Source organism: Roseomonas sp. WA12, from assembly GCF_054165765.1.
The window spans coordinates 331828-349058 of the sequence record NZ_JBSTUI010000002.1 but is presented as its reverse complement, the minus strand read 5'-3'; the positions used below and the strand labels follow the sequence as shown (position 1 = coordinate 349058).

Genomic DNA, 17231 nt, shown 5'->3' with positions numbered 1-17231 from the left:
TGGAAGAGAAAAAAAATTCAATTGCCTTATCGTTTGGAGCTTTCCAGTTTGCCCGCAAGCCATTGGAGAGCCCGGAGGACCGGGCCCCGCGAGAGGACCGATCCAGGATGTCACAAGCACCGCCTCCCGCGGCGCGCCGCTACTTCCTGCGCGCCGAGGATGTCACCCCTTACAGCCCTGCGAACCATACCGGCACGAGCAACCGCCGCGTGATCGCGCCCGAGACAGTGGGCGCGACGCAGATGGAGGTGCTGATCGGCACGATCGAGCGCGGCAACGGCGCGCTGCCCCATGCGCACCCGACACTGGAGCAGACCTGCTTCATCATGGAGGGCCGCGCGCGGGTGGAGATCGGCGGCGAGAGCCGCGAGGTCGGCCCCGGCGACTTCTGCTTCTTCCCGATCGGGGAGGAGCATGTCGTCACGGTGATCAGTGAGGCGCCGCTGAAGCTCATGGTGATCTATGCGCCACCCTATGGCGAGGATCCCGCCAAGGTGATCCGGCGCTCGGGAGTGCATGCGTGATGCGGCGTCGTCTCCTTCTCATGGCTGCGCTCGCCGCCCCTGCCATCCGCTCCGCCCAGGCCCAGGGCGGCTGGCGGCCCAGCCGGCCCATCACGATGGTGGTGCCCTTCACCGCCGGCAGCGGCACGGATGCCGGGGCGCGCATCCTGGCCCAGGTCATGAGCGCGGAGCTCGGCGGCGCCAGTATCGTGGTGGACAACCGTGCCGGCGCCAACGGTGCGATCGCCGCGAGCTATGTCGCGCGGGCTGAGCCGGACGGACACACCATCTTCGTCACCACCAACACCACGCACTCCGCCAACCCGGCGCTGCTGAGGCATATCGATTACGACCCGGTCGCCGATTTCGCCCCGGTCGCCCGTGTGGGCAATCTGCCGTTCATGCTGGTGGTTGGCGAGAGCTCGCCCGCGAGGGACGCGAAGGGCTTCCTCGACCTAGCGCGGCAGCGGCGGGGGCAGATGACCTACGCCAGCGGCAACAGCACGGGCATCGTCGCGGGCGCAACCATGGCGCGCATGGCCGGCACGGAGATGCTGCACGTGCCCTACCGCTCCACGCCGCCGGCCATCACCGACGTTATCGCCGGCCGGGTGGACTGCATGTTCGTGGACATCGCCGCGGGCCTGGGAAACCTGCGCGGCGGCAAGCTGCGCAACCTCGGCATGACGACGAAGGAGCGGTCGAGCCTCATGCCCGAAGCGCCGTCGCTGTCTGAGGCCGCCTTGCCGGGCTTCGACATCACCTCCTGGAACGGCGTCTTCGCGCCGGCGCGCACGCCCGCCCCGGTGATCGAGGCACTGAACGCCGCCATCCGCGGTCCGATCGGCCGCCCGGAGGTGAAGCAGCGCTTCGCCGAGATCGGCTTCGACGCCTTCTCCGGGACGCCCGGAGAACTCGGGGATTTCGTGCGTCAGCAGCTCGTGGTCTGGCGGGATCTGGTCGAGGCCGCGGGCATCCCGAAGGAGTGAGCGGCATGTCCGGGAAGGGGCCGCTCGCCGGCATCCGCGTGCTCGACTGCTCCTCGGTGGTGATGGGTCCCTACGCGGCGCGCCTGCTGGCCGATCAGGGCGCGGAGGTGCTGAAAGTCGAGCCTCCCGAGGGTGACGTGCTGCGCCGTGCCGGGCAGGGCGGCGCGATGTTCGCCCATCTCAACCGCGGGAAGCGCGCCGTGGCGCTGGACCTGAAGTCGGAAGAGGGCCAGGCCGCGCTGCGGCGGCTGGCGAGCGGCGCGGATGTGCTTCTGCACAACATGCGCCCTGAAGCGGCCGCGCGGCTGGGCCTCCGGCAGGAGACCTTGCGCGGGGTGAATCCGCGTCTGATCGTCGCCAGTGCGGTCGGCTACGGTTCGGGTGGCCCCTATGCCGCGCGCCCCGCCTATGACGACCTTATCCAGGCGGCGAGTGGGCTGGCGGAGATCATGGGCCGGGTCTCGCCGGACGGAGAGCCGCGCTACGTGCCGCTTACGCTGAGCGACCGCGTGGTTGGCATCCAGCTCGCCCAGGCCGTGACGGCCGCGCTGCTGGCCCGCGAGCGTGGTGGCGAGGCGGCCGAGATCGAGGTGCCGATGTTCGAGACCTTCGCCGAATTCGTGCTCGGCGACCATCTGGGCGGCCTGAGCTTCGAGCCACCGCGCGGCGACCCGCACTATCCCCGGTTGATGACGCCGGAGCGCCGCCCTTACCGCACACGGGACGGCCACATCGCCGTGCTGCTCTACAATGACGCCCACTGGCGGCGCTTCTTCCGTGCCGTGGGACGGGTGGCCGAGCTGGACGCCGACCCGCGGCTGCGCGACCACTCTGCGCGCGCCGCGAATTTCGGTCATGCCTACGGGCTGGTCGGAGCCATCCTGGCGGAGCGCAAAACGGCGGATTGGATGGAGCTTCTCTGCTCCCTCGACATCCCGGCCGCGCCGGTGAACGGGGTGCGGGCGTTGCTGGAGGACCCGCATCTCCAGGCCGTCGGATTCTGGCGGGAGGCGCCCCTGCCGGAGGGCGGCACCCTGCGGTCCACCGCCGCCGTCGGCAGCTGGGCCGGTGGGGTCCGCCCGGCCCTGCAACCGCCGCCGGAGCTGCCGGACGGCGACGACGAGGTGGTTACATGGACTTCGCACTGACCCCCGAGCAGGAGGCCGTGCGCGATGCCGTCTCCCGCATCTGCACGCGCTTCGGCGACGACTACTGGCTGGAGCGCGACCATACCGGCGAGTTCCCGGGCGAGCTGCACCAGGCGCTCGCGGCCGACGGCTGGCTCGGCATCTGCATGCCCGAGGAGTACGGCGGGGCGGGGCTCGGTATCACTGAAGCCGCGATCATGATGCAGGCCATCTCGCAATCCGGTGCGGGGATGAGCGGGGCGTCGGCCGTGCATATGAACATCTTCGGCCTGCAGCCCGTGGTGGTCTTCGGTACGGACGAGCAGCGCCGTCGCATGCTGCCGCCCCTCATCGCGGGCAGGGAGCGCGCCTGCTTCGCGGTGACGGAGCCGAACACGGGGCTCGACACCACCCGCCTTCGCACCCGCGCGGAGCGACGTGCCGACCGCTACCTGGTGAACGGGCAGAAGGTGTGGATTTCCACCGCCGGCGTCGCCGAGAAGATCCTCATCCTCGCGCGCACCACCCCGCTTGAGGAGGTACGCAAACCCACTGAGGGCCTGTCACTGTTCTACACCGATCTCGACCGATCCCGGATCGAGGTGCGCCCGATCGAGAAGATGGGCCGCAAGGCCGTGGATTCGAACCAGGTCTTCTTCGACAATCTGGAGGTGCCGGAAGGCGACCGGATCGGCGAGGAGGGACGCGGCTTCGAGTACATCCTGCACGGGCTGAACCCCGAGCGTATCCTGATCGCCGCAGAGGCGCTGGGCCTGGGCTTCGTCGCGATCGACCGCGCCGCGCGCTATGCGAAGGAGCGCGTGGTGTTCGGCCGGCCCATCGGACAGAACCAGGGCATCCAGCATCCGCTTGCCGAGTGCTGGATGCGACTGGATTCGGCGCGTCTGAGCGTAATGCAGGCGGCCTGGCGCTACGATCAGGGCCTGCCCTGCGGTGCCGAGGCAAACACGGCGAAGTTCCTCGCCGCCGAGGCCGGCTTCGCAGCCTGCCAGCAGGCTGTGATGACCCATGGCGGCTTTGGTTACGCCAAGGAGTACCACGTCGAGCGATACATGCGGGAGGTGATGATCCCGCGCCTAGCGCCGGTCAGCCCGCAGCTGATCCTGTGCTTCATCGCCGAGAAGGTGCTCGGGCTCCCACGCTCTTATTAGCAGGCTGCTGAAGAATTCGGGCGGATGGCTCTGAGGGTGGCTTCGTCGCCGTCCCAGGCCCGCCATCCACCACCGGACGACCCTGGTAGTCCGGTTCTTCACCGCGCTCGCGGTCTGAGCGGTCATGAGAACGAGCGGTTCTCGACAGGACGGGTGTCATCGTACCCCGCACCTGGGCCAACACCACTTCCACCTCGCCCAACGGTAGCCATCGCCAGGGAGATTGTTTCCAGACCCGGCCCTTCCAGGACATCAATGTTTGTGAGCGCGAAGTGGGAAATGGCCGAAAGTGGCATTTCCGCTTTCGGGCCGCGGTTAGAAGAAAGCAGCCGATGGGCAGCTATCCTTCCATCGTCGGTTTCGACCCAGATCACGCCGTAGCAGGTGAACTCACGCCAGTCGCTTTTATGGCCGCTCACGAGGGTGAAGAGGCGTCTTGGCATGCGCCTTCTACAGTCGTTTCCTATCCGCGACGGCGCTCCAATGCCCCGCCGTCTGACGCGCACGGTGCTGGACGGTTGAACCGGACAAGCCGACTCACGTTGAGACGAGGGATGGGCGAGGAAAACGCGCCGGAAGAGGATGAGCCATGTTCAAAATCACCGGCCGCGCGGCCGCATGGGGGACGCTCCTGCTCCTCGCGGCTCTCGCGGGATCGCCGACCCGCGCCGCCACCGACGGGTCGGATCAGAAGAGTGGTCTTGGGCCGGCAGGAACCTCGGCGGAGGTTCCGGCGGGGATCACCGAGTGCGACCGACTGGCGCAGCCCACCCGGGCCGCCATGGGTAACCTGCCGGCGCTCGTGGACGGGGTGAGCCTCCCCGACATGCGCTGGCCCGCTGCCCGCGCCGCCTGCGCCCGCGTCATGGAGGAGGCTCCGAGCGAGGTGCGCTTCGTGGCCTTCGCCGCCCGAGCGGCAGATAAGGCTGGCGATGCCAGGACCGCTGCCCGCCTGTACCGCGCGGCAGCGGACGAGGGTTACCCGCTGGCCCAGGTGAACCTTGGTGTCATGTACGAAAACGGCGAGGGTGGGCTCGGGCGCGACGACCGGGAGGCCGCGCGGCTGTACCGGCTGGCGGCGGATCAGGCCTACCCTGCGGGTCAGGCGAGCCTCGGCACTTTCCTCCTGGCCGGCCGCGGTGGGCTGCGGCGGAACGAGGTGGAGGCCGTCCGCCTGTGGCGCTTGGCGGCGGATGGGGGCAACGCCCAGGCGCAGAACAACCTCGGCAAGCTCTACGCGGAAGGACGAGGTGGGCTGCGGCGCGACATGAACGAGGCGACGCGGCTGTGGCGCCTTGCCGCCGAGGGTGGCGTGGCCGAGGCGCGCAACAACTTGCGCCGGGCCGGGCGAAGCTAGGTTCGGCGGCGCGGCCCGGACTCAACGGGCGTGCACCACCGGCACCCTGGCCACACGCGCGCCTCGCCCGCATGACGGTGCCCCTACCGGAGGTGGACGAGGCCAAGTTGGTGGTGCGCCTCCTCGCCGCGCTGGCAGGCCTTTTCGCCCTGTGGTTCGGCTGCGACCTGACCAACACGCCGCTGCTCCTCGGCGGGCCGATGAACCCCGCTCTTAACCCGCTCGGCGTGCCGCTCCTGGCATTCGGCCTCGTCGGCGTGGCACTCACCCCGGCCTGCGGCTGGGTGGTCGTCTGGCCTCTGGCGGCCGTGCTCGCGTCCGCCACGGCGGGGGTGAACATCTGGCGCCACGTCCCTTTCGAAGATGGAGCTTTCCAGTCGCTGAAGGCGGGGGTGCCGGACCCGGTCACCCGGCCCGCCCCCGCTTTCCTCCACACCCTAGCCCTTGCCCCCGTGGGCGTCGCCCTGGCTGCCCTGCACGGCCCGCAGCGCGCGGCTCCGCTCCTCCTGGCCTCCGCCGTGGGCGCGGTTGGGTCGGGGCTCCTGCTAGAGGCCTTCTCGGACGCGATGCTGGGCACGGGCCCGAGCGCCACGCTCGTCGCCATCGGCGTCCCCGCAGCCGCCCTCCTCGCCCTGACAATGGCGCGGGCGGCTCGTCCGGCCCTGCGCGGGCTCGCCGGCCAAGGCGGCGTGCTCCTCGGACTCTGCATCTTCCTCTGGCTTCAGTGGCGATCGGTGGGCTGACTCCCTGCCGGGGTTTGCGCGGCCGATCGGGTCAGCGCCGGATCAGTCTCTTCAGCCACCGTCCGACCAGGTCCCATAGGGGAAGGGCGAGGAGCAGCGTTTCCGGCCCGACATGCTGCGGGTCGACACCAGTCTCGGCCGCGATCACGCTGGCTAAGCGGTCCCAGGCCTCCTCCGGACGCGGACAAGGCTCCGGCAGCAGCCGCAGCAGCGACGCGTGGACGTCACCTACGGTCCGCCAACCCGGCGCGTCTCGCTCGTCGAACCTCACGCCGAACCTTCCCGCGGCCGTGTATTCGGGTCTGCGTGGACCCGCAACGGCATCTTTACGCATTTGTCGCTTTTCCCCTCGCGGCCCGGCCACTTTGCGACGGATGGCGGTAGCCAGTGCCGCAGGTGGCCGCTAGCGTCCTAAGGAACCGATGCAGCGGGAAGCCGCATGAGCCTGGCCGACACGCCCTTCACCCCATTTCGGGGTAGCCTCTACACGGCCGAGGAGCTGTCCGCCGGGTTCGACCCGGCGCGGCCCGCGAGCTTCGCTGAAACGCTCGATTTCAGGACCTACCGGCACTTCGTGATGCAGGGCGGTGCGGCGCCGCAGGACTCGCTCGCGAGCATGCTGCAGGCGCTGCACGACAACAGCATCTCGCAGGCGCTGGTCGCCCACCTCCGCGGCGAACAGCGGGTTGTGGCCATCATGGGAGGCCACAAGCTCCCCCGTGATTCCGCAGCCTACCGACGGATCGCCCTCCTTTCGCACGCCCTTTCCCGGCGCGGGTTCCTCCTAGCCAGCGGCGGGGGCCCTGGCGCGATGGAGGCGACCCACCTCGGGGCGCTGCTGGCGAACCATGACGCGACCTCCGTCGAAGAGGCGATCGGCGGCCTCGCGGTGAAGCCTGCGATGCCGACGGACACGCGGGGCATCGTCAGTGAGACAGGCGTTATCGATGGGGCGAAGCTGGCGGAACTCGCCGCGTGGTGGACGCCTGCCTTCCAGCTTCGTCGCTCAATCGAGGACCCGGGCCAGAGCTTGGCGGTCCCGACTTGGCACTACGGGCATGAGCCCTACTCCCCGCTCGCGACCCACGTCGCGAAGTACTTTCAGAACAGCATCCGCGAGGACGGCCTACTCGCGCTCGCCGGGGCCGGGATCGTCTATGCGGAGGGAAAGGCGGGCACCCTGCAGGAGGTCTTCCAGGACGCAGCCCAGAACTACTACCGGACGGTCGGCAATCGGTTCAGCCCGATGGTCTTTATCGGTACGGAGTTCTGGAAGGAGACCATGCCTGTCGACCCGCTGCTCCGGGCGCTCTTTGTGAAGGGCGAGGATGACGCGGATTACCGCCGCTACGTCCTGTACACCGACGACGTGGCGACGGCAGTTTCCTTCCTCGCCGATCGGCCTGACGAGGGGCAGCAGGCGAGGCTCCTGGTAGGGGCAGGGTTGGCCCAGACAGCGGCGCCGCTGGCCTATGACCAGAGCGACGACTCCGGCCCGCGCGAGGCCTGTCCGGGCACGCCCGCAGAGCGGACCGCACCCACCGTCCTGCCCGAGGGGGCGCTCGGGCATGAGAAGGCCGCCGCGCGGCCGACAACACTTCGGCTCGCCACCTTCAACGCCGAGAACCTTCTGCACCCGGATGCCCGCTACGCCGAACGGGATGACCTGCCGATGGCGCCGGGCGAGTACGCCGAGAAGATCGCCTGGATCGGCCGCATCCTGGATGAGGGCCGCTGCGACCTCGTCGGCTTCCAGGAGGTATTCAGCTCCGACGCGCTTGAGGCTGCCGTGGCCCGGTCCCGCTACCTGTCGAGCCGGGGGTGCAAGGTTCACACCCCGGGATACGAGGCGAACTCGAACGGGCGCCCCAGGCCTGATGGGTCGCAGGAGTTCACCGGGCCTAACGTGGCGCTGGTCACGCACCTGCCCGCGGAGGTCGCTTCCGTCGCGGAGTTCCCCCCGGGGATCGAGTTCACGATTCCGCTTGGGCGTGTCGGCGGCGAGCTTGACACCACGGGACTCGGCGTCCGGCGATTCGAGCGACCCGTCATCCACGCCGTCGTCGAGCTTCGGCCCGGCGTGAAGGTCGCGGTCCTTGTCGCTCACCTCAAGTCCAAGCGCGGCAAGTTTCTCGACAGCGAGACCGAGGAGATGCAGCGCGACCCGAGGCTCCAGGCCCTCGCGAAGACCCGCTCGCTCGTCATCCGGGCGGCCGAGTCGACGGCACTGCGGGCCATGGTCCTGGACATCCTCCAGGGCACTCCAGGGCGGCCCCCGATGCCGGTCATTCTCTTCGGCGACCTCAACGACGACGTCGGCGCCGTCACGACGCGCGTCATCGGCGGCGAGCCCCGTCTCGCGCCTCGCGGCGAGGAGCCGCGCGCCCATTTTGGCCTCTTCAGCGTCCACGACCTCCAGGAGCAGAACAGCCTGCGGGACGTGAGCTACAGCCACCTCTTCGACGGCCGGTACGAGGTGCTCGACCAGATCATGCTGAGCCAGCACTTCGTCGAGGGAAGCGGTCGCATTGCCGACGTCCGCCAGACCCGCATCTTCAACGACCATATCGCTGACCGAAACTTCTGGGACGACCTTCCTCCGCTCGAGCCAAGGGGGCCGACGGTAAGGGGACAGCCGCGCACGCGCAGCGATCACGGCATTCCGGTGACGACCATCGCCCTCCGGTAGCTGGCGCAAGTTAGGATCAGGCGAAAGGGTGCCAGTCAGCCCAATAGCGTGTCTCGTCCAGCCGACGGCCGTCCGGGCTGTCATGGAGGACGAGCAATCCCTGCCGGTCCCCGTCGCAGGGCGCAGATGCCTTTGGGGCTTCTCGGGGCGCTGTTGCGCAAAACAGGCCGAGGGCGTGAGTGTTCCTGTCGCGCTCTGATCTAAACGGGGGCGATGGTGTCGGGCATACCGAGGGCGTTGAAGGTGTTCAGGATGGCGCAGCGGATCTGCACCTCAGCGACCTGGCGGGCGGGATCACAAGCTGACAGACGTTTGCTCAGGCGCTTGAGGCGTGACATGGCGGTCTCGGCCAGACTGCGCCGGTGATAGCCGCTCCACCGCTTCCGGAGCCGCCGCGCGAGGTGCCGGATGGCCCGCAAGCTCTCGTTGCGCTCGGCCGCCCCGGTGGTCCTCGCCTTCCACGGCTTGCCGTTGCGGCGCGGCGGGACCACCAGCGCTGCATCCCGTGAGGCAGAGGCCTCGTAGACGCCGCGGGTGTCGTAGGCGCCGTCACCGCTAATCACCCCAATCCTGTCCCCCTCGGGCACCTGCGCCAGCAGGCCCGGCACGATCCTTTCGTCGCCGTGACGGTGGTCGGTCATCTCCACGGCCCTGACCTCGAGGCTGTCCGCGTCGATCACTACGTGGACCTTGCGCCAGACCCGGCGCTTGTCGGCCCCATGCTTCCTGACCTTCCACTCGCCCTCGCCGAGCACCTTGAGCGGCCTTGTCAGGTTAGCAGGTCCGGCAGGACGGTGGCAGTCTCGGCTGCATGACGCCCCCCAGCCCTTGCCGAGGCTTCCGGCATTGTCAGGTTGACGAGATAGGAGGCAAAGAGCACCCGGGCTAGCGCAGCCCTCACACGGTCGGTGCAGTTCCGGTCACGTCGCGCCAAGTGCCGAACGCGGCATTTCGGACTTCCCGGTGTTGGTCGGCGGTCAGGCGGTGACGACGGTATTGGAAGTGGTTGTGGATCCGGGCGTGGATGGAGAGGAATCGCTGTGCATGACGCGGTGACTTGAACCGCTGCATCTGCCGTTCTCGCCGTCGTGTCGGCTGGTGTGACACCTCGGCGCGGTTGTTGAGAAAGCGGCTTTGCCGATGCTCCACGCCCGGCAGGATCTCGCGCTTCGCGGCAGCGTAGCTGCGCAGCTTGTCCGTCACGATCACGCGGGGCACGTACTGCAGCCCCTTTAGCAGTTTGCGGAAGCACCGCTTGGCTGCCGTGGCATTGCGTCGGCTCTGAACCAGGATGTCGAGCACGTGACCGTCCTGGTCCACCGCGCGCCAGAGAAGGTGTAGCTTGCCGCGAATGCGGATGAACACCTCGTCCATGTACCACTTGTCGCCCGGCCGCGGCCGACGCCGCTTCAACTCGTTCGCGAACAGCCGGCCGAAGCGCAAGCCCCAGTCCCGAATGGTCTCGTAGCTGACCACAACTCCTCGTGCGGCAAGGATCAGCTCCACGTCACGCAAACTGAGGCTGAAGCAGTGGTACAACCACACCGCATGCTGAATGACCTCGGCTGGGTAGCGGAAGCCTCGGTACGGATTAGGCGAGGTCGTCATGGTCAGCAGGCTGCCACTACCCGACTGGACCACCAACCTGACAATGCCGTGTGAGGCCATCACCGGCCGTAGGCCCGCGACGTCGCCGTCGTCGTCAACCTGACAACGCCGTCCAAGGTGCTCGGCTCAGTCCACCTCACTCAGATAATCTGGCATCGAGCGCGCCTCCGGCCTGGCACCCCGATTGAAGCGCTGCAGCCATCGATTGTCAGCGCGACGAAGATGCATTTCCAACGCTTCGGCGGCCTGGGATGGGCGGCCGTCCAGCAGCAACCGATAGATTTCCAAATGCTCTCGAAGCGCATCCGCGATTAAGTCCAGCGGGATGTGCAGCACGGGATCGAACAAGTAGCGGGTCGGCACGAAAAGCATGCGCGTGCGGCCGAGGGCATAGAGAATCTGCTGGTTTGGACAGAAGGAAAGCGCCCGGACGTGCAAGTCATGCTCTGCGATGTCGGTGTCGAAACCTTCCTTTGGGAAACCATCCAACGCGTCCTGCACCGTTGCAGTGGACTGCTCGAGAAGAACTCTTGGCAGGTGCGGAGCGGCCTGGAGCAGAGCACTGGGTTCAAGGAGCCAGCGAAGCTCGTACATCTGGTGGGTCACTTCTGGCGTCACCTGCGGCGCCACCCATCGTCCAAGGGAGTCCTTGGTGACCAATCCGATGCCGTGCATGCGGGCCAGGACGTCCCGCACGACGGTGCGACTGACCCCGAAATTCTCAGCCACACGCTCCTCAACGATGCGGACCGTTGAAGAGATCATGGCGACGCAAAGCGCCTGCTCCAACTGTGAGTACATGCGCTCCCAATGTGGAAGGGCGGGAATTTTGACCGCGTCCAGCACCGCTAGCCGCGCGGCGCCGGCTACAGCTTCTCCCGCTACCTCGTAGCCCCGACCATGACGCTCGCGGACAAGCCCCTGAGTGCAAAGCTGCCTTAACGCACTGCGGGCCGGCGTGCGGCTGATTCCGAACGCCTTGACGATCTGCGCCTCCATAAGCTGAGCCCCTGGAGCTAGGCGACCGTCCGCAATCATGTCCCGTAGAAGGGCGAATGCTTTGCCCTGGAGCGAGTGGCTGTCCTCCGGCACGTCTCGGCCCTTCTCACCCTCACTCATCACTAGGTTCCCCTTACCGAATTTCTGAGTGTTGACATGCCTGACCCTTCGCTTATCCTGAAAACGTACTTCGCACACACCGTACATTTCAGAACTCAGGATGAGCAGGCCGGACGTCCAAGGTGTCTAGGAACTAAGGGGAGGATGCCCATGCGACTGGTACGCTGGGGAGAGTCGGGAATAGAGCGTCCCGGCCTTGTGGCTGCGGACGGAACGTTCCGCGACCTTACTGAGATTGTGCAGGACATCGCAGGTACTGCCCTCTCTGACGAAGTTCTCGCCCGTATCCGGGCCGTCGATGCGGCTGCCCTGCCCGCGATCCCGGCCGGCTCGCGTCTGGCCCCGCCGGTAACGGGTATCGGTAAGATCATCTGCATCGGCCTGAATTACCGGGACCACGCAGCAGAGGCGAATCTGCCTGAGCCCAAGGAGCCGATCATATTCCTCAAGGCCACGAGCTCAGTCACCGGTCCTCATGACCCTGTGGTTATTCCACACGGCGCTGAGAAGGTGGACTGGGAAGTCGAGCTCGCAGTGGTAATCGGCCGCACCGCGCGCAACGTGACCGAGGCGGAGGCCCTGTCCCACGTCGCCGGCTACTGCATCGTCAACGACGTGTCCGAGCGCGCCTGGCAGATGGAGCGGGGTGGACAGTGGGATAAGGGCAAGTCCGCCGACACCTTTGCCCCGATTGGCCCCTGGCTCGTCACGCGGGACGAAGTACCTGACCCTCAGGCACTCCCATTATGGCTCGAGGTAGACGGCGTGCGGCGCCAGAACGGGACGACAGCCGACATGATCTTCGGCGTCGCGAAGCTTATCGCCTACACGAGTTGCTTCATGAGCCTGCAGCCTGGTGATGTGATTGCCACAGGAACACCTGCTGGCGTCGGAATGGGCTTCCGACCTCCCATCTATCTGCGCGCGGGCCAGACCATGCGCGCCGGCATTCAGGGGCTTGGCGAACAGACCTCCGAAGCCGTGGCGAACTAGAGCGTGAACAAAACGATCGCCTCGGTCGATGATCTGCAGCGTATCGCAAAGCGGCGCGTGCCGTCGCTCTTCTATGACTATGTCGACAGCGGATCCTGGACGGAGAGCACCTATCGCCGCAATAGCGACGACCTGGCCCGCCTTCTCTTTCGCCAGCGTGTCGGCGTCAACATCGACGAGATTGATACCAGTTCTGCCATCCTCGGGATGCGGGCGGCTATGCCACTTGTGCTGGCCCCGGCAGGGCTAGCTGGCATGCTCCACCCGGACGGCGAAATTCTCGCCGCGCGTGCTGCGGCCCGGATTGGCGTGCCCTACGTGCTCTCGACCGTCTCGATCTGCTCCATCGAGGATCTTGCGACGCATACGAAGCAGCCCTTCTGGTTCCAGCTTTATATCATGAAGGACCGCGGCTTCATCGAGCGGTTGATCGACCGCGCAAAGGCGGCAGCGTGCTCCGCCCTGGTCCTCACCATGGACCTGCCGATCCAGGGCCTGCGCTACAAGGACATCCGCAACGGGCTTTCGGTCCCGCCACGCATCACCGTGTCATCCCTAACTGCGATGATCTCACGCCCGCGCTGGTGTGCCGCGATGCTACGCACGCAACGTCGCACATTTGGCAACATCGTGGGTCATGCAGAGGGCGTCTCGGACACGATGCGGTTCTCGGAATGGGTGGGCAAGCAGTTCGACCGGACTGTAACCTGGGACGATGTTCGCTGGATAAAACAGCGCTGGGGCGGCAAGCTGGTCGTCAAAGGCATTATGGATGCATGCGACGCGGAGGAGGCCCTCAAAGCCGGAGCCGACGCTCTTGTTGTTTCCAACCATGGCGGCCGGCAGCTCGACGGCGCGCCTTCCAGCATCAGCGCCTTGCCGACCATCGCCGCGGCAATTGCGGGGCGCGCCGAAGTACTCGTCGACGGCGGGATTCGCAGCGGACAGGACATTCTGCGCGCGCTAGCCCTCGGCGCAGATAACGTGATGATTGGCCGCGCTTATCTCTATGGTCTCGGCGCCGGCGGAGAGGCAGGCGTAATGCAATGCCTCAACATCATGTCACGCGAGCTGGAGGCCACCATGGCTCTCTGCGGTCTGACCGACGTCAGGCAGGCCGGCCCTGGCACGCTCGCCAACCCCGAGTTTACTGCGCCACAAGGAGGAAATCTGAGATGACCGAGCCCAGCGCACCAATGTTCGGCAACTACGAGATGCACCCGGGAAGTGGTGTGAACCCTCCCTATTCTCCCGCCTATCCTGTGGAGTGGGAGTGCCCGCTCCGCACGCTCGAGGTTGTGACGCGCGTCGATCGCGCGAAGGTCGAGAAGCTGCTCTCCGACACGCCCTTCGAGTTGGTGAATGACCGCGTCGCCTTCCGCTTCATGCTGTCCCCCGGTCACACGCTTGCGATCCATGCCGGACAGATGTTTGACCTGATGGTGACGGTTCCGGTTCGCTACCAGGATCTGTTCACGCAAACGCACATTTACATGTACTGCAGCGACCCGATGGGAATCTGCGCCGGACGCGAGCTGTTCGGCTACACGAAGAAGGACACCCACTACGCCTTCGACGAGACGGCGGACGGGGCCATCTCGGGCTGGGTGCGTCGGCGTGGCGTGCCGCTCGTAGACTACAGCTTCACGCCTGATAGCAGCGCACCGATGGTGATGCTCACCGATGAGTCTGAGCAGCCCGGCGGCGAGATCCATGTTCGCCGCCTTCCTGATCCCGAGAAGGTGGGCACCGCCTATGCGGACATCGTTTATCGTCGCACTCCATTGCAATACACGAAGCCTGTAGCCGGGCGGATTGACTGGACGTTGTACCAGAGCAGCTACGACCCGATCGCTGATCTCGCGCCCGAAGTGCTCAGCGCTCATTTTATGACATCTGACGTTTATGGCGGCGGCTTCGAGGCTGAGGATCGACGCCTTCTCAAGCGCCTGATTCCCTGAGATGCCCGTGTCCGCGCAGGGCTGCACCGTGGTGACGGGAGCCGGAGGCGGCATCGGCGCTGCTGCAGCCCAGGCGCTGGCCCTTGAGGGTTGGCATCTGGTGCTAACGGACCGGGACAGGCCAGCCCTCGAGCGAGTCCGCGCAGGACTCGCCGCGGCAGGTGCGCTGGCCGACATCTTGCCCGGTGACATGACACAGGAGGAGGACGTTGCTGCCGTCGTGGCGCATGCGGCAGGCCAATATGGCGGGATACGCGGCTTCGTTGCCGCCGCCGGCGTGCCGGGCTCCGTGCAGGCGTTGCCGGACTATCCGACCGATACTTTCAGACGAGTCCTGGAGGTCAATGTCGTGGGCACCTTCCTGTGCATGAAGCATGGGCTACCGGCGATGAGCGAAGGGGGAAGTTTCGTTGCCATTGGCTCCACGTCTTCCATCCGTGGACGCGCCAACCTTGCAGGCTATGTTGCGAGCAAGCATGCGGTACTCGGGCTAGTCCGAACGGCAGCGTTGGAGCATGTCGGAACAGCCGTCAGGGTCAACGCGGTTCTCCCAGGCCCAACCCAGACTGCGATGATCGACGCCATCAACGAAATGGCAGCACGACGGATTCCGAATGGCGGCCAGGTGGAGCGCGCTGTTTCAGCACCCATGGCGACACCGGCCCAGGTCGCGGACACGGTCGTCTTTCTGCTGTCGCCCGCATCCCGGCACCTGAACGGGTCCGCCATTGTCGTCGACGGGGGCAGCACACTGGCCTGACGACTACAACAACCAACGCTGAAATGGCATCGGAGGAAACGAACATGACAACTGTAGCAACCCTATCCACAGCTGAGCGTCCGGTCGCGGCACAGCACAAACGCGCCCTAGTCGCGGCGTGCATTGGAAATTTCATCGAATACTTTGATTTCGTCATCTACGGCTATTTTGCCTCGGTCATTGCACGCTTGTTCTTCCCCGCAGACGACCCTGCGGCCAGTTTGCTCCTGACTTTCGCAGTCTTTGCGATCAGCTACGCCTCACGGCCGCTTGGCGGGATCATCTTTGGGCATCTGGGCGATCGCTACGGGCGCAAGACGCCCCTTGCCGTTGCAATCCTTTTGATCGCGGCGTGCACCACGCTCATTGGCCTGATGCCGACCTACCACTCCATCGGTATCGCTGCGCCGATCTTGCTTACCGTTTTACGCCTTATCCAAGGCATCTCGGTGGGCGGTGAGTATGGCGGCGCGACCTCCTTCATCTCCGAATATGCACCAGCCAATCGCCGCGGCTTCTATACGGGCTGGCAGACCTTCACCATCGGTCTCGCCCTCCTTGTGGGTGGAGGGGTGGCCTCTCTCCTCACCTCCACGCTTTCCTATGAGGCCCTGCACAGCTGGGGTTGGCGTTTGCCGTTCCTCGCCGGTCTGCCGCTCGGCTTCGTTGGGCTGTATCTCCGCCTGAAGTTGGAAGAGACCCCTCACTTCGCATCGGTACAGGCGCATCATGACGTTGAGAAGGCGCCGCTCCTAGCCGGCCTTCGTCAGGAATGGCGCTCTATCCTCATTGCCATGGGCCTCATCTGCGCACCCTCAGCATGCATCTACATCTACTACATCTATATGCCGACCTATCTCGCAACGGTGCTGAAGTTCGATCTGGCCCAGGCTCAACGCCTCAACCTCTATAACCTCGCTTTCTACTGCTTTCTGCTGCCCTTCTTCGCCTTGCTGAGCGACATCGTCGGCCGCAAGCCAATGATGCTGGCCGGAGCAATCGCGATCGGGCTTGTGACCTATCCGGCTTTCCACCTCCTGGATCCGGCCAATCCGGGCCGAACCTTACTTGCGCTCGGCCTTATGAGCCTGGCCTTCGCACCCCACTCGGCCACTGCGCTCTGCGCCATGTCCGAGCTCATGCCGACCAAGATGCGTTACACCGGACTTTCAGTTAGCCTGAACATACCCGTCACCCTGCTCGGTGGGACCGCGCCCTTTCTGGCAACCTATTTCATTTCCCGCACCGGAAACGCCTACTCTCCATCTTGGATTGTGCTCGGCGGGGCGCTGCTTACTCTTCTGGCGGTTCTTGCCTACCGCGAGACGCTGCGGACGGGGCTGCGCTAGTGGCTGAGTTTCAGGGCAAGACTGTTCTTGTCACAGGTGGAGGAAGCGGTATCGGCCGCTGCTGCGCCCTAGCATTCGCGGAGGCTGGCGCGCGCGTGTTGGTAGCCGACCGTGACGAAGCCGCCGCAGGGGATACGCTTTGTTTAATGAGCGGAAGTGCCGAGCAAGGGGCTTGCCTCGCGTTCGACGTTACCGTGGAGGCTGAGGTGCATGCAGCGATCGCACGCGCCTCAGTCCTCGCGCCGATCGACATTCTTGTAAACTGTGCAGGTATCGGCGCGACCCAATCGTTTCTCGAGACGGATGTCGCTCTTCTCGATCGCATGTTCGCGGTCAACCTGCGCGGCACCTTCCTTTGTGCGCAGGCGGTCGCTCGCGGGATGGTGGCGGTGGGCCGGGGAGGAGTCATCGTAAATGTGGGCTCCGCCTCGGGTGCGCGGGGCAACGCGGGGCGGGCAGCCTACGGTGCGACAAAGGCAGCCGTGGCGAACCTCACACAGGTCATGGCAGTTGAGCTGGCCAGGTTGGGAGTCCGCGTCAACGCCGTCGCGCCTGGGCCGATCGAGACGCCGCTCGTTGCCGCAGCGCACTCGGAAGCGGTGCGGGACGGCTGGCTGCGCGAGCTCCCGGACGCCCGTTACGGCGCGGCATCCGAGGTCGCCGCGGCCGTGTTGTTCCTTGCTTCGCCGCGCTCGACCTACATAACCGGCCACATCCTGGCAGTCGACGGAGGCTTTGCAGGGGCTGGCGTGATGTCGGCCTAGCTGGGCGCTGGCATTGTCACGTTAGCGGCCGATAGTCGGAACGAAGCGGCTTGGCAAAGCTGGCGGGATGACGCTCGGCCTGACGGCTTGCTGCTTG

Annotated in this window: 18 protein-coding genes; 13 read left to right on the top strand and 5 right to left on the bottom strand. The window is 66.1% G+C overall.

The features are described from left to right. The first annotated feature begins 107 nt into the window (after positions 1 to 107). Genes ACVBD7_RS24135 through ACVBD7_RS24120 form a run of 4 tightly spaced genes read left to right on the top strand, consistent with a single transcriptional unit; the run spans position 108 to position 3791 of the window. Positions 108 to 524: a cupin domain-containing protein gene (locus ACVBD7_RS24135; RefSeq protein WP_458098040.1), complete on the top strand. Its 417-nt coding sequence runs from the start codon at positions 108 to 110 to the stop codon at positions 522 to 524. Further along, a complete protein-coding gene (locus tag ACVBD7_RS24130; RefSeq protein WP_458098039.1) occupies positions 524 to 1492 on the top strand; it encodes a Bug family tripartite tricarboxylate transporter substrate binding protein in 969 nt (322 codons plus the stop codon). The genes ACVBD7_RS24135 and ACVBD7_RS24130 overlap by 1 nt, the downstream gene beginning before the upstream one ends. Positions 1493 to 1497: 5 nt before the next feature. Beyond that, positions 1498 to 2640, top strand: coding sequence for a CaiB/BaiF CoA transferase family protein (locus tag ACVBD7_RS24125; RefSeq protein WP_458098038.1), 1143 nt, complete (start codon positions 1498 to 1500; stop codon positions 2638 to 2640). Continuing rightward, the gene (locus tag ACVBD7_RS24120) at positions 2625 to 3791 is read left to right on the top strand and encodes an acyl-CoA dehydrogenase family protein (RefSeq protein ID WP_458098037.1); all 1167 of its coding nucleotides are present in this window, start codon (positions 2625 to 2627) and stop codon (positions 3789 to 3791) included. Before ACVBD7_RS24125 ends, ACVBD7_RS24120 begins: the two co-directional genes overlap by 16 nt. A 122-nt stretch (positions 3792 to 3913) precedes the next feature. Here ACVBD7_RS24120 and ACVBD7_RS24115 read toward each other — a convergent pair whose 3' ends face one another. After that, complete coding sequence (locus tag ACVBD7_RS24115; protein ID WP_458098036.1) at positions 3914 to 4234, bottom strand: hypothetical protein; 321 nt, start codon at positions 4232 to 4234, stop codon at positions 3914 to 3916. A 146-nt stretch (positions 4235 to 4380) separates the two neighbouring features. Between ACVBD7_RS24115 and ACVBD7_RS24110 the strand changes: the two genes are divergently transcribed. Both ACVBD7_RS24110 and ACVBD7_RS24105 read left to right on the top strand, forming a co-directional pair. After that, the gene (locus ACVBD7_RS24110; protein ID WP_458098035.1) at positions 4381 to 5148 is read left to right on the top strand and encodes a tetratricopeptide repeat protein; all 768 of its coding nucleotides are present in this window, start codon (positions 4381 to 4383) and stop codon (positions 5146 to 5148) included. 71 nt (positions 5149 to 5219) lie between these two features. Continuing rightward, complete coding sequence (locus ACVBD7_RS24105; RefSeq protein WP_458098034.1) at positions 5220 to 5891, top strand: hypothetical protein; 672 nt, start codon at positions 5220 to 5222, stop codon at positions 5889 to 5891. A 31-nt stretch (positions 5892 to 5922) separates the two neighbouring features. Here ACVBD7_RS24105 and ACVBD7_RS24100 read toward each other — a convergent pair whose 3' ends face one another. After that, entirely contained in the window at positions 5923 to 6162 is a 240-nt protein-coding gene (locus tag ACVBD7_RS24100) for a hypothetical protein (RefSeq protein ID WP_458098033.1), read from the bottom strand. A gap of 168 nt (positions 6163 to 6330) precedes the next feature. On the opposite strand from ACVBD7_RS24100, the gene ACVBD7_RS24095 reads away from it, so the two are divergent. After that, entirely contained in the window at positions 6331 to 8580 is a 2250-nt protein-coding gene (locus ACVBD7_RS24095) for an endonuclease/exonuclease/phosphatase family protein (RefSeq protein ID WP_458098032.1), read from the top strand. A 200-nt stretch (positions 8581 to 8780) separates the two neighbouring features. Here the strand turns inward: ACVBD7_RS24095 and ACVBD7_RS24090 are convergent, their stop codons facing one another. From ACVBD7_RS24090 to ACVBD7_RS24080, 3 genes are all read right to left on the bottom strand, one after another. Beyond that, the gene (locus tag ACVBD7_RS24090; RefSeq protein ID WP_458098031.1) at positions 8781 to 9335 is read right to left on the bottom strand and encodes an IS5 family transposase; all 555 of its coding nucleotides are present in this window, start codon (positions 9333 to 9335) and stop codon (positions 8781 to 8783) included. A 142-nt stretch (positions 9336 to 9477) separates the two neighbouring features. Beyond that, positions 9478 to 10188 carry an IS6 family transposase gene (locus ACVBD7_RS24085; RefSeq protein ID WP_458098030.1) on the bottom strand — a complete coding sequence of 237 codons (711 nt, stop codon included), beginning with the start codon at positions 10186 to 10188 and terminating at the stop codon, positions 9478 to 9480. Between the two features lie 126 nt (positions 10189 to 10314). Then, on the bottom strand, positions 10315 to 11307 hold the full coding sequence (locus ACVBD7_RS24080) for a GntR family transcriptional regulator (RefSeq protein ID WP_458098029.1): 993 nt from the start codon (positions 11305 to 11307) through the stop codon (positions 10315 to 10317). 150 nt (positions 11308 to 11457) lie between these two features. Here ACVBD7_RS24080 and ACVBD7_RS24075 point away from each other — a divergent pair, with 150 nt between their 5' ends. Genes ACVBD7_RS24075 through ACVBD7_RS24050 form a run of 6 tightly spaced genes read left to right on the top strand, consistent with a single transcriptional unit; the run spans position 11458 to position 17134 of the window. Further along, a complete protein-coding gene (locus ACVBD7_RS24075) occupies positions 11458 to 12300 on the top strand; it encodes a fumarylacetoacetate hydrolase family protein (protein WP_458098028.1) in 843 nt (280 codons plus the stop codon). Between the two features lie 3 nt (positions 12301 to 12303). Continuing rightward, complete coding sequence (locus tag ACVBD7_RS24070) at positions 12304 to 13479, top strand: alpha-hydroxy acid oxidase (RefSeq protein WP_458098027.1); 1176 nt, start codon at positions 12304 to 12306, stop codon at positions 13477 to 13479. Next, positions 13476 to 14261: an acetoacetate decarboxylase family protein gene (locus ACVBD7_RS24065; RefSeq protein ID WP_458098026.1), complete on the top strand. Its 786-nt coding sequence runs from the start codon at positions 13476 to 13478 to the stop codon at positions 14259 to 14261. Before ACVBD7_RS24070 ends, ACVBD7_RS24065 begins: the two co-directional genes overlap by 4 nt. Position 14262: 1 nt before the next feature. After that, positions 14263 to 15021 carry an SDR family oxidoreductase gene (locus ACVBD7_RS24060; protein WP_458098025.1) on the top strand — a complete coding sequence of 253 codons (759 nt, stop codon included), beginning with the start codon at positions 14263 to 14265 and terminating at the stop codon, positions 15019 to 15021. 44 nt (positions 15022 to 15065) lie between these two features. After that, positions 15066 to 16370 carry an MFS transporter gene (locus ACVBD7_RS24055; protein ID WP_458098024.1) on the top strand — a complete coding sequence of 435 codons (1305 nt, stop codon included), beginning with the start codon at positions 15066 to 15068 and terminating at the stop codon, positions 16368 to 16370. Then, positions 16370 to 17134: an SDR family NAD(P)-dependent oxidoreductase gene (locus ACVBD7_RS24050; RefSeq protein ID WP_458098023.1), complete on the top strand. Its 765-nt coding sequence runs from the start codon at positions 16370 to 16372 to the stop codon at positions 17132 to 17134. Before ACVBD7_RS24055 ends, ACVBD7_RS24050 begins: the two co-directional genes overlap by 1 nt. Positions 17135 to 17231: the final 97 nt, after the last annotated feature.

Bases quoted from the DNA above. Each gene is read 5' to 3' on its own strand.
- ACVBD7_RS24105 (WP_458098034.1), top strand. From the start codon at position 5,220: ATGACGGTGCCCCTACCGGAGGTGGACGAGGCCAAGTTGGTGGTGCGC.
- ACVBD7_RS24125 (WP_458098038.1), top strand. From the start codon at position 1,498: ATGTCCGGGAAGGGGCCGCTCGCCGGCATCCGCGTGCTCGACTGCTCC.
- ACVBD7_RS24115 (WP_458098036.1), bottom strand. From the start codon at position 4,234: ATGCCAAGACGCCTCTTCACCCTCGTGAGCGGCCATAAAAGCGACTGG.
- ACVBD7_RS24130 (WP_458098039.1), top strand. From the start codon at position 524: ATGCGGCGTCGTCTCCTTCTCATGGCTGCGCTCGCCGCCCCTGCCATC.
- ACVBD7_RS24075 (WP_458098028.1), top strand. From the start codon at position 11,458: ATGCGACTGGTACGCTGGGGAGAGTCGGGAATAGAGCGTCCCGGCCTT.
- ACVBD7_RS24080 (WP_458098029.1), bottom strand. From the start codon at position 11,307: ATGAGTGAGGGTGAGAAGGGCCGAGACGTGCCGGAGGACAGCCACTCG.
- ACVBD7_RS24110 (WP_458098035.1), top strand. From the start codon at position 4,381: ATGTTCAAAATCACCGGCCGCGCGGCCGCATGGGGGACGCTCCTGCTC.
- ACVBD7_RS24095 (WP_458098032.1), top strand. From the start codon at position 6,331: ATGAGCCTGGCCGACACGCCCTTCACCCCATTTCGGGGTAGCCTCTAC.
- ACVBD7_RS24055 (WP_458098024.1), top strand. From the start codon at position 15,066: ATGACAACTGTAGCAACCCTATCCACAGCTGAGCGTCCGGTCGCGGCA.
- ACVBD7_RS24065 (WP_458098026.1), top strand. From the start codon at position 13,476: ATGACCGAGCCCAGCGCACCAATGTTCGGCAACTACGAGATGCACCCG.
- ACVBD7_RS24120 (WP_458098037.1), top strand. From the start codon at position 2,625: ATGGACTTCGCACTGACCCCCGAGCAGGAGGCCGTGCGCGATGCCGTC.
- ACVBD7_RS24060 (WP_458098025.1), top strand. From the start codon at position 14,263: ATGCCCGTGTCCGCGCAGGGCTGCACCGTGGTGACGGGAGCCGGAGGC.
- ACVBD7_RS24135 (WP_458098040.1), top strand. From the start codon at position 108: ATGTCACAAGCACCGCCTCCCGCGGCGCGCCGCTACTTCCTGCGCGCC.
- ACVBD7_RS24085 (WP_458098030.1), bottom strand. From the start codon at position 10,188: ATGACGACCTCGCCTAATCCGTACCGAGGCTTCCGCTACCCAGCCGAG.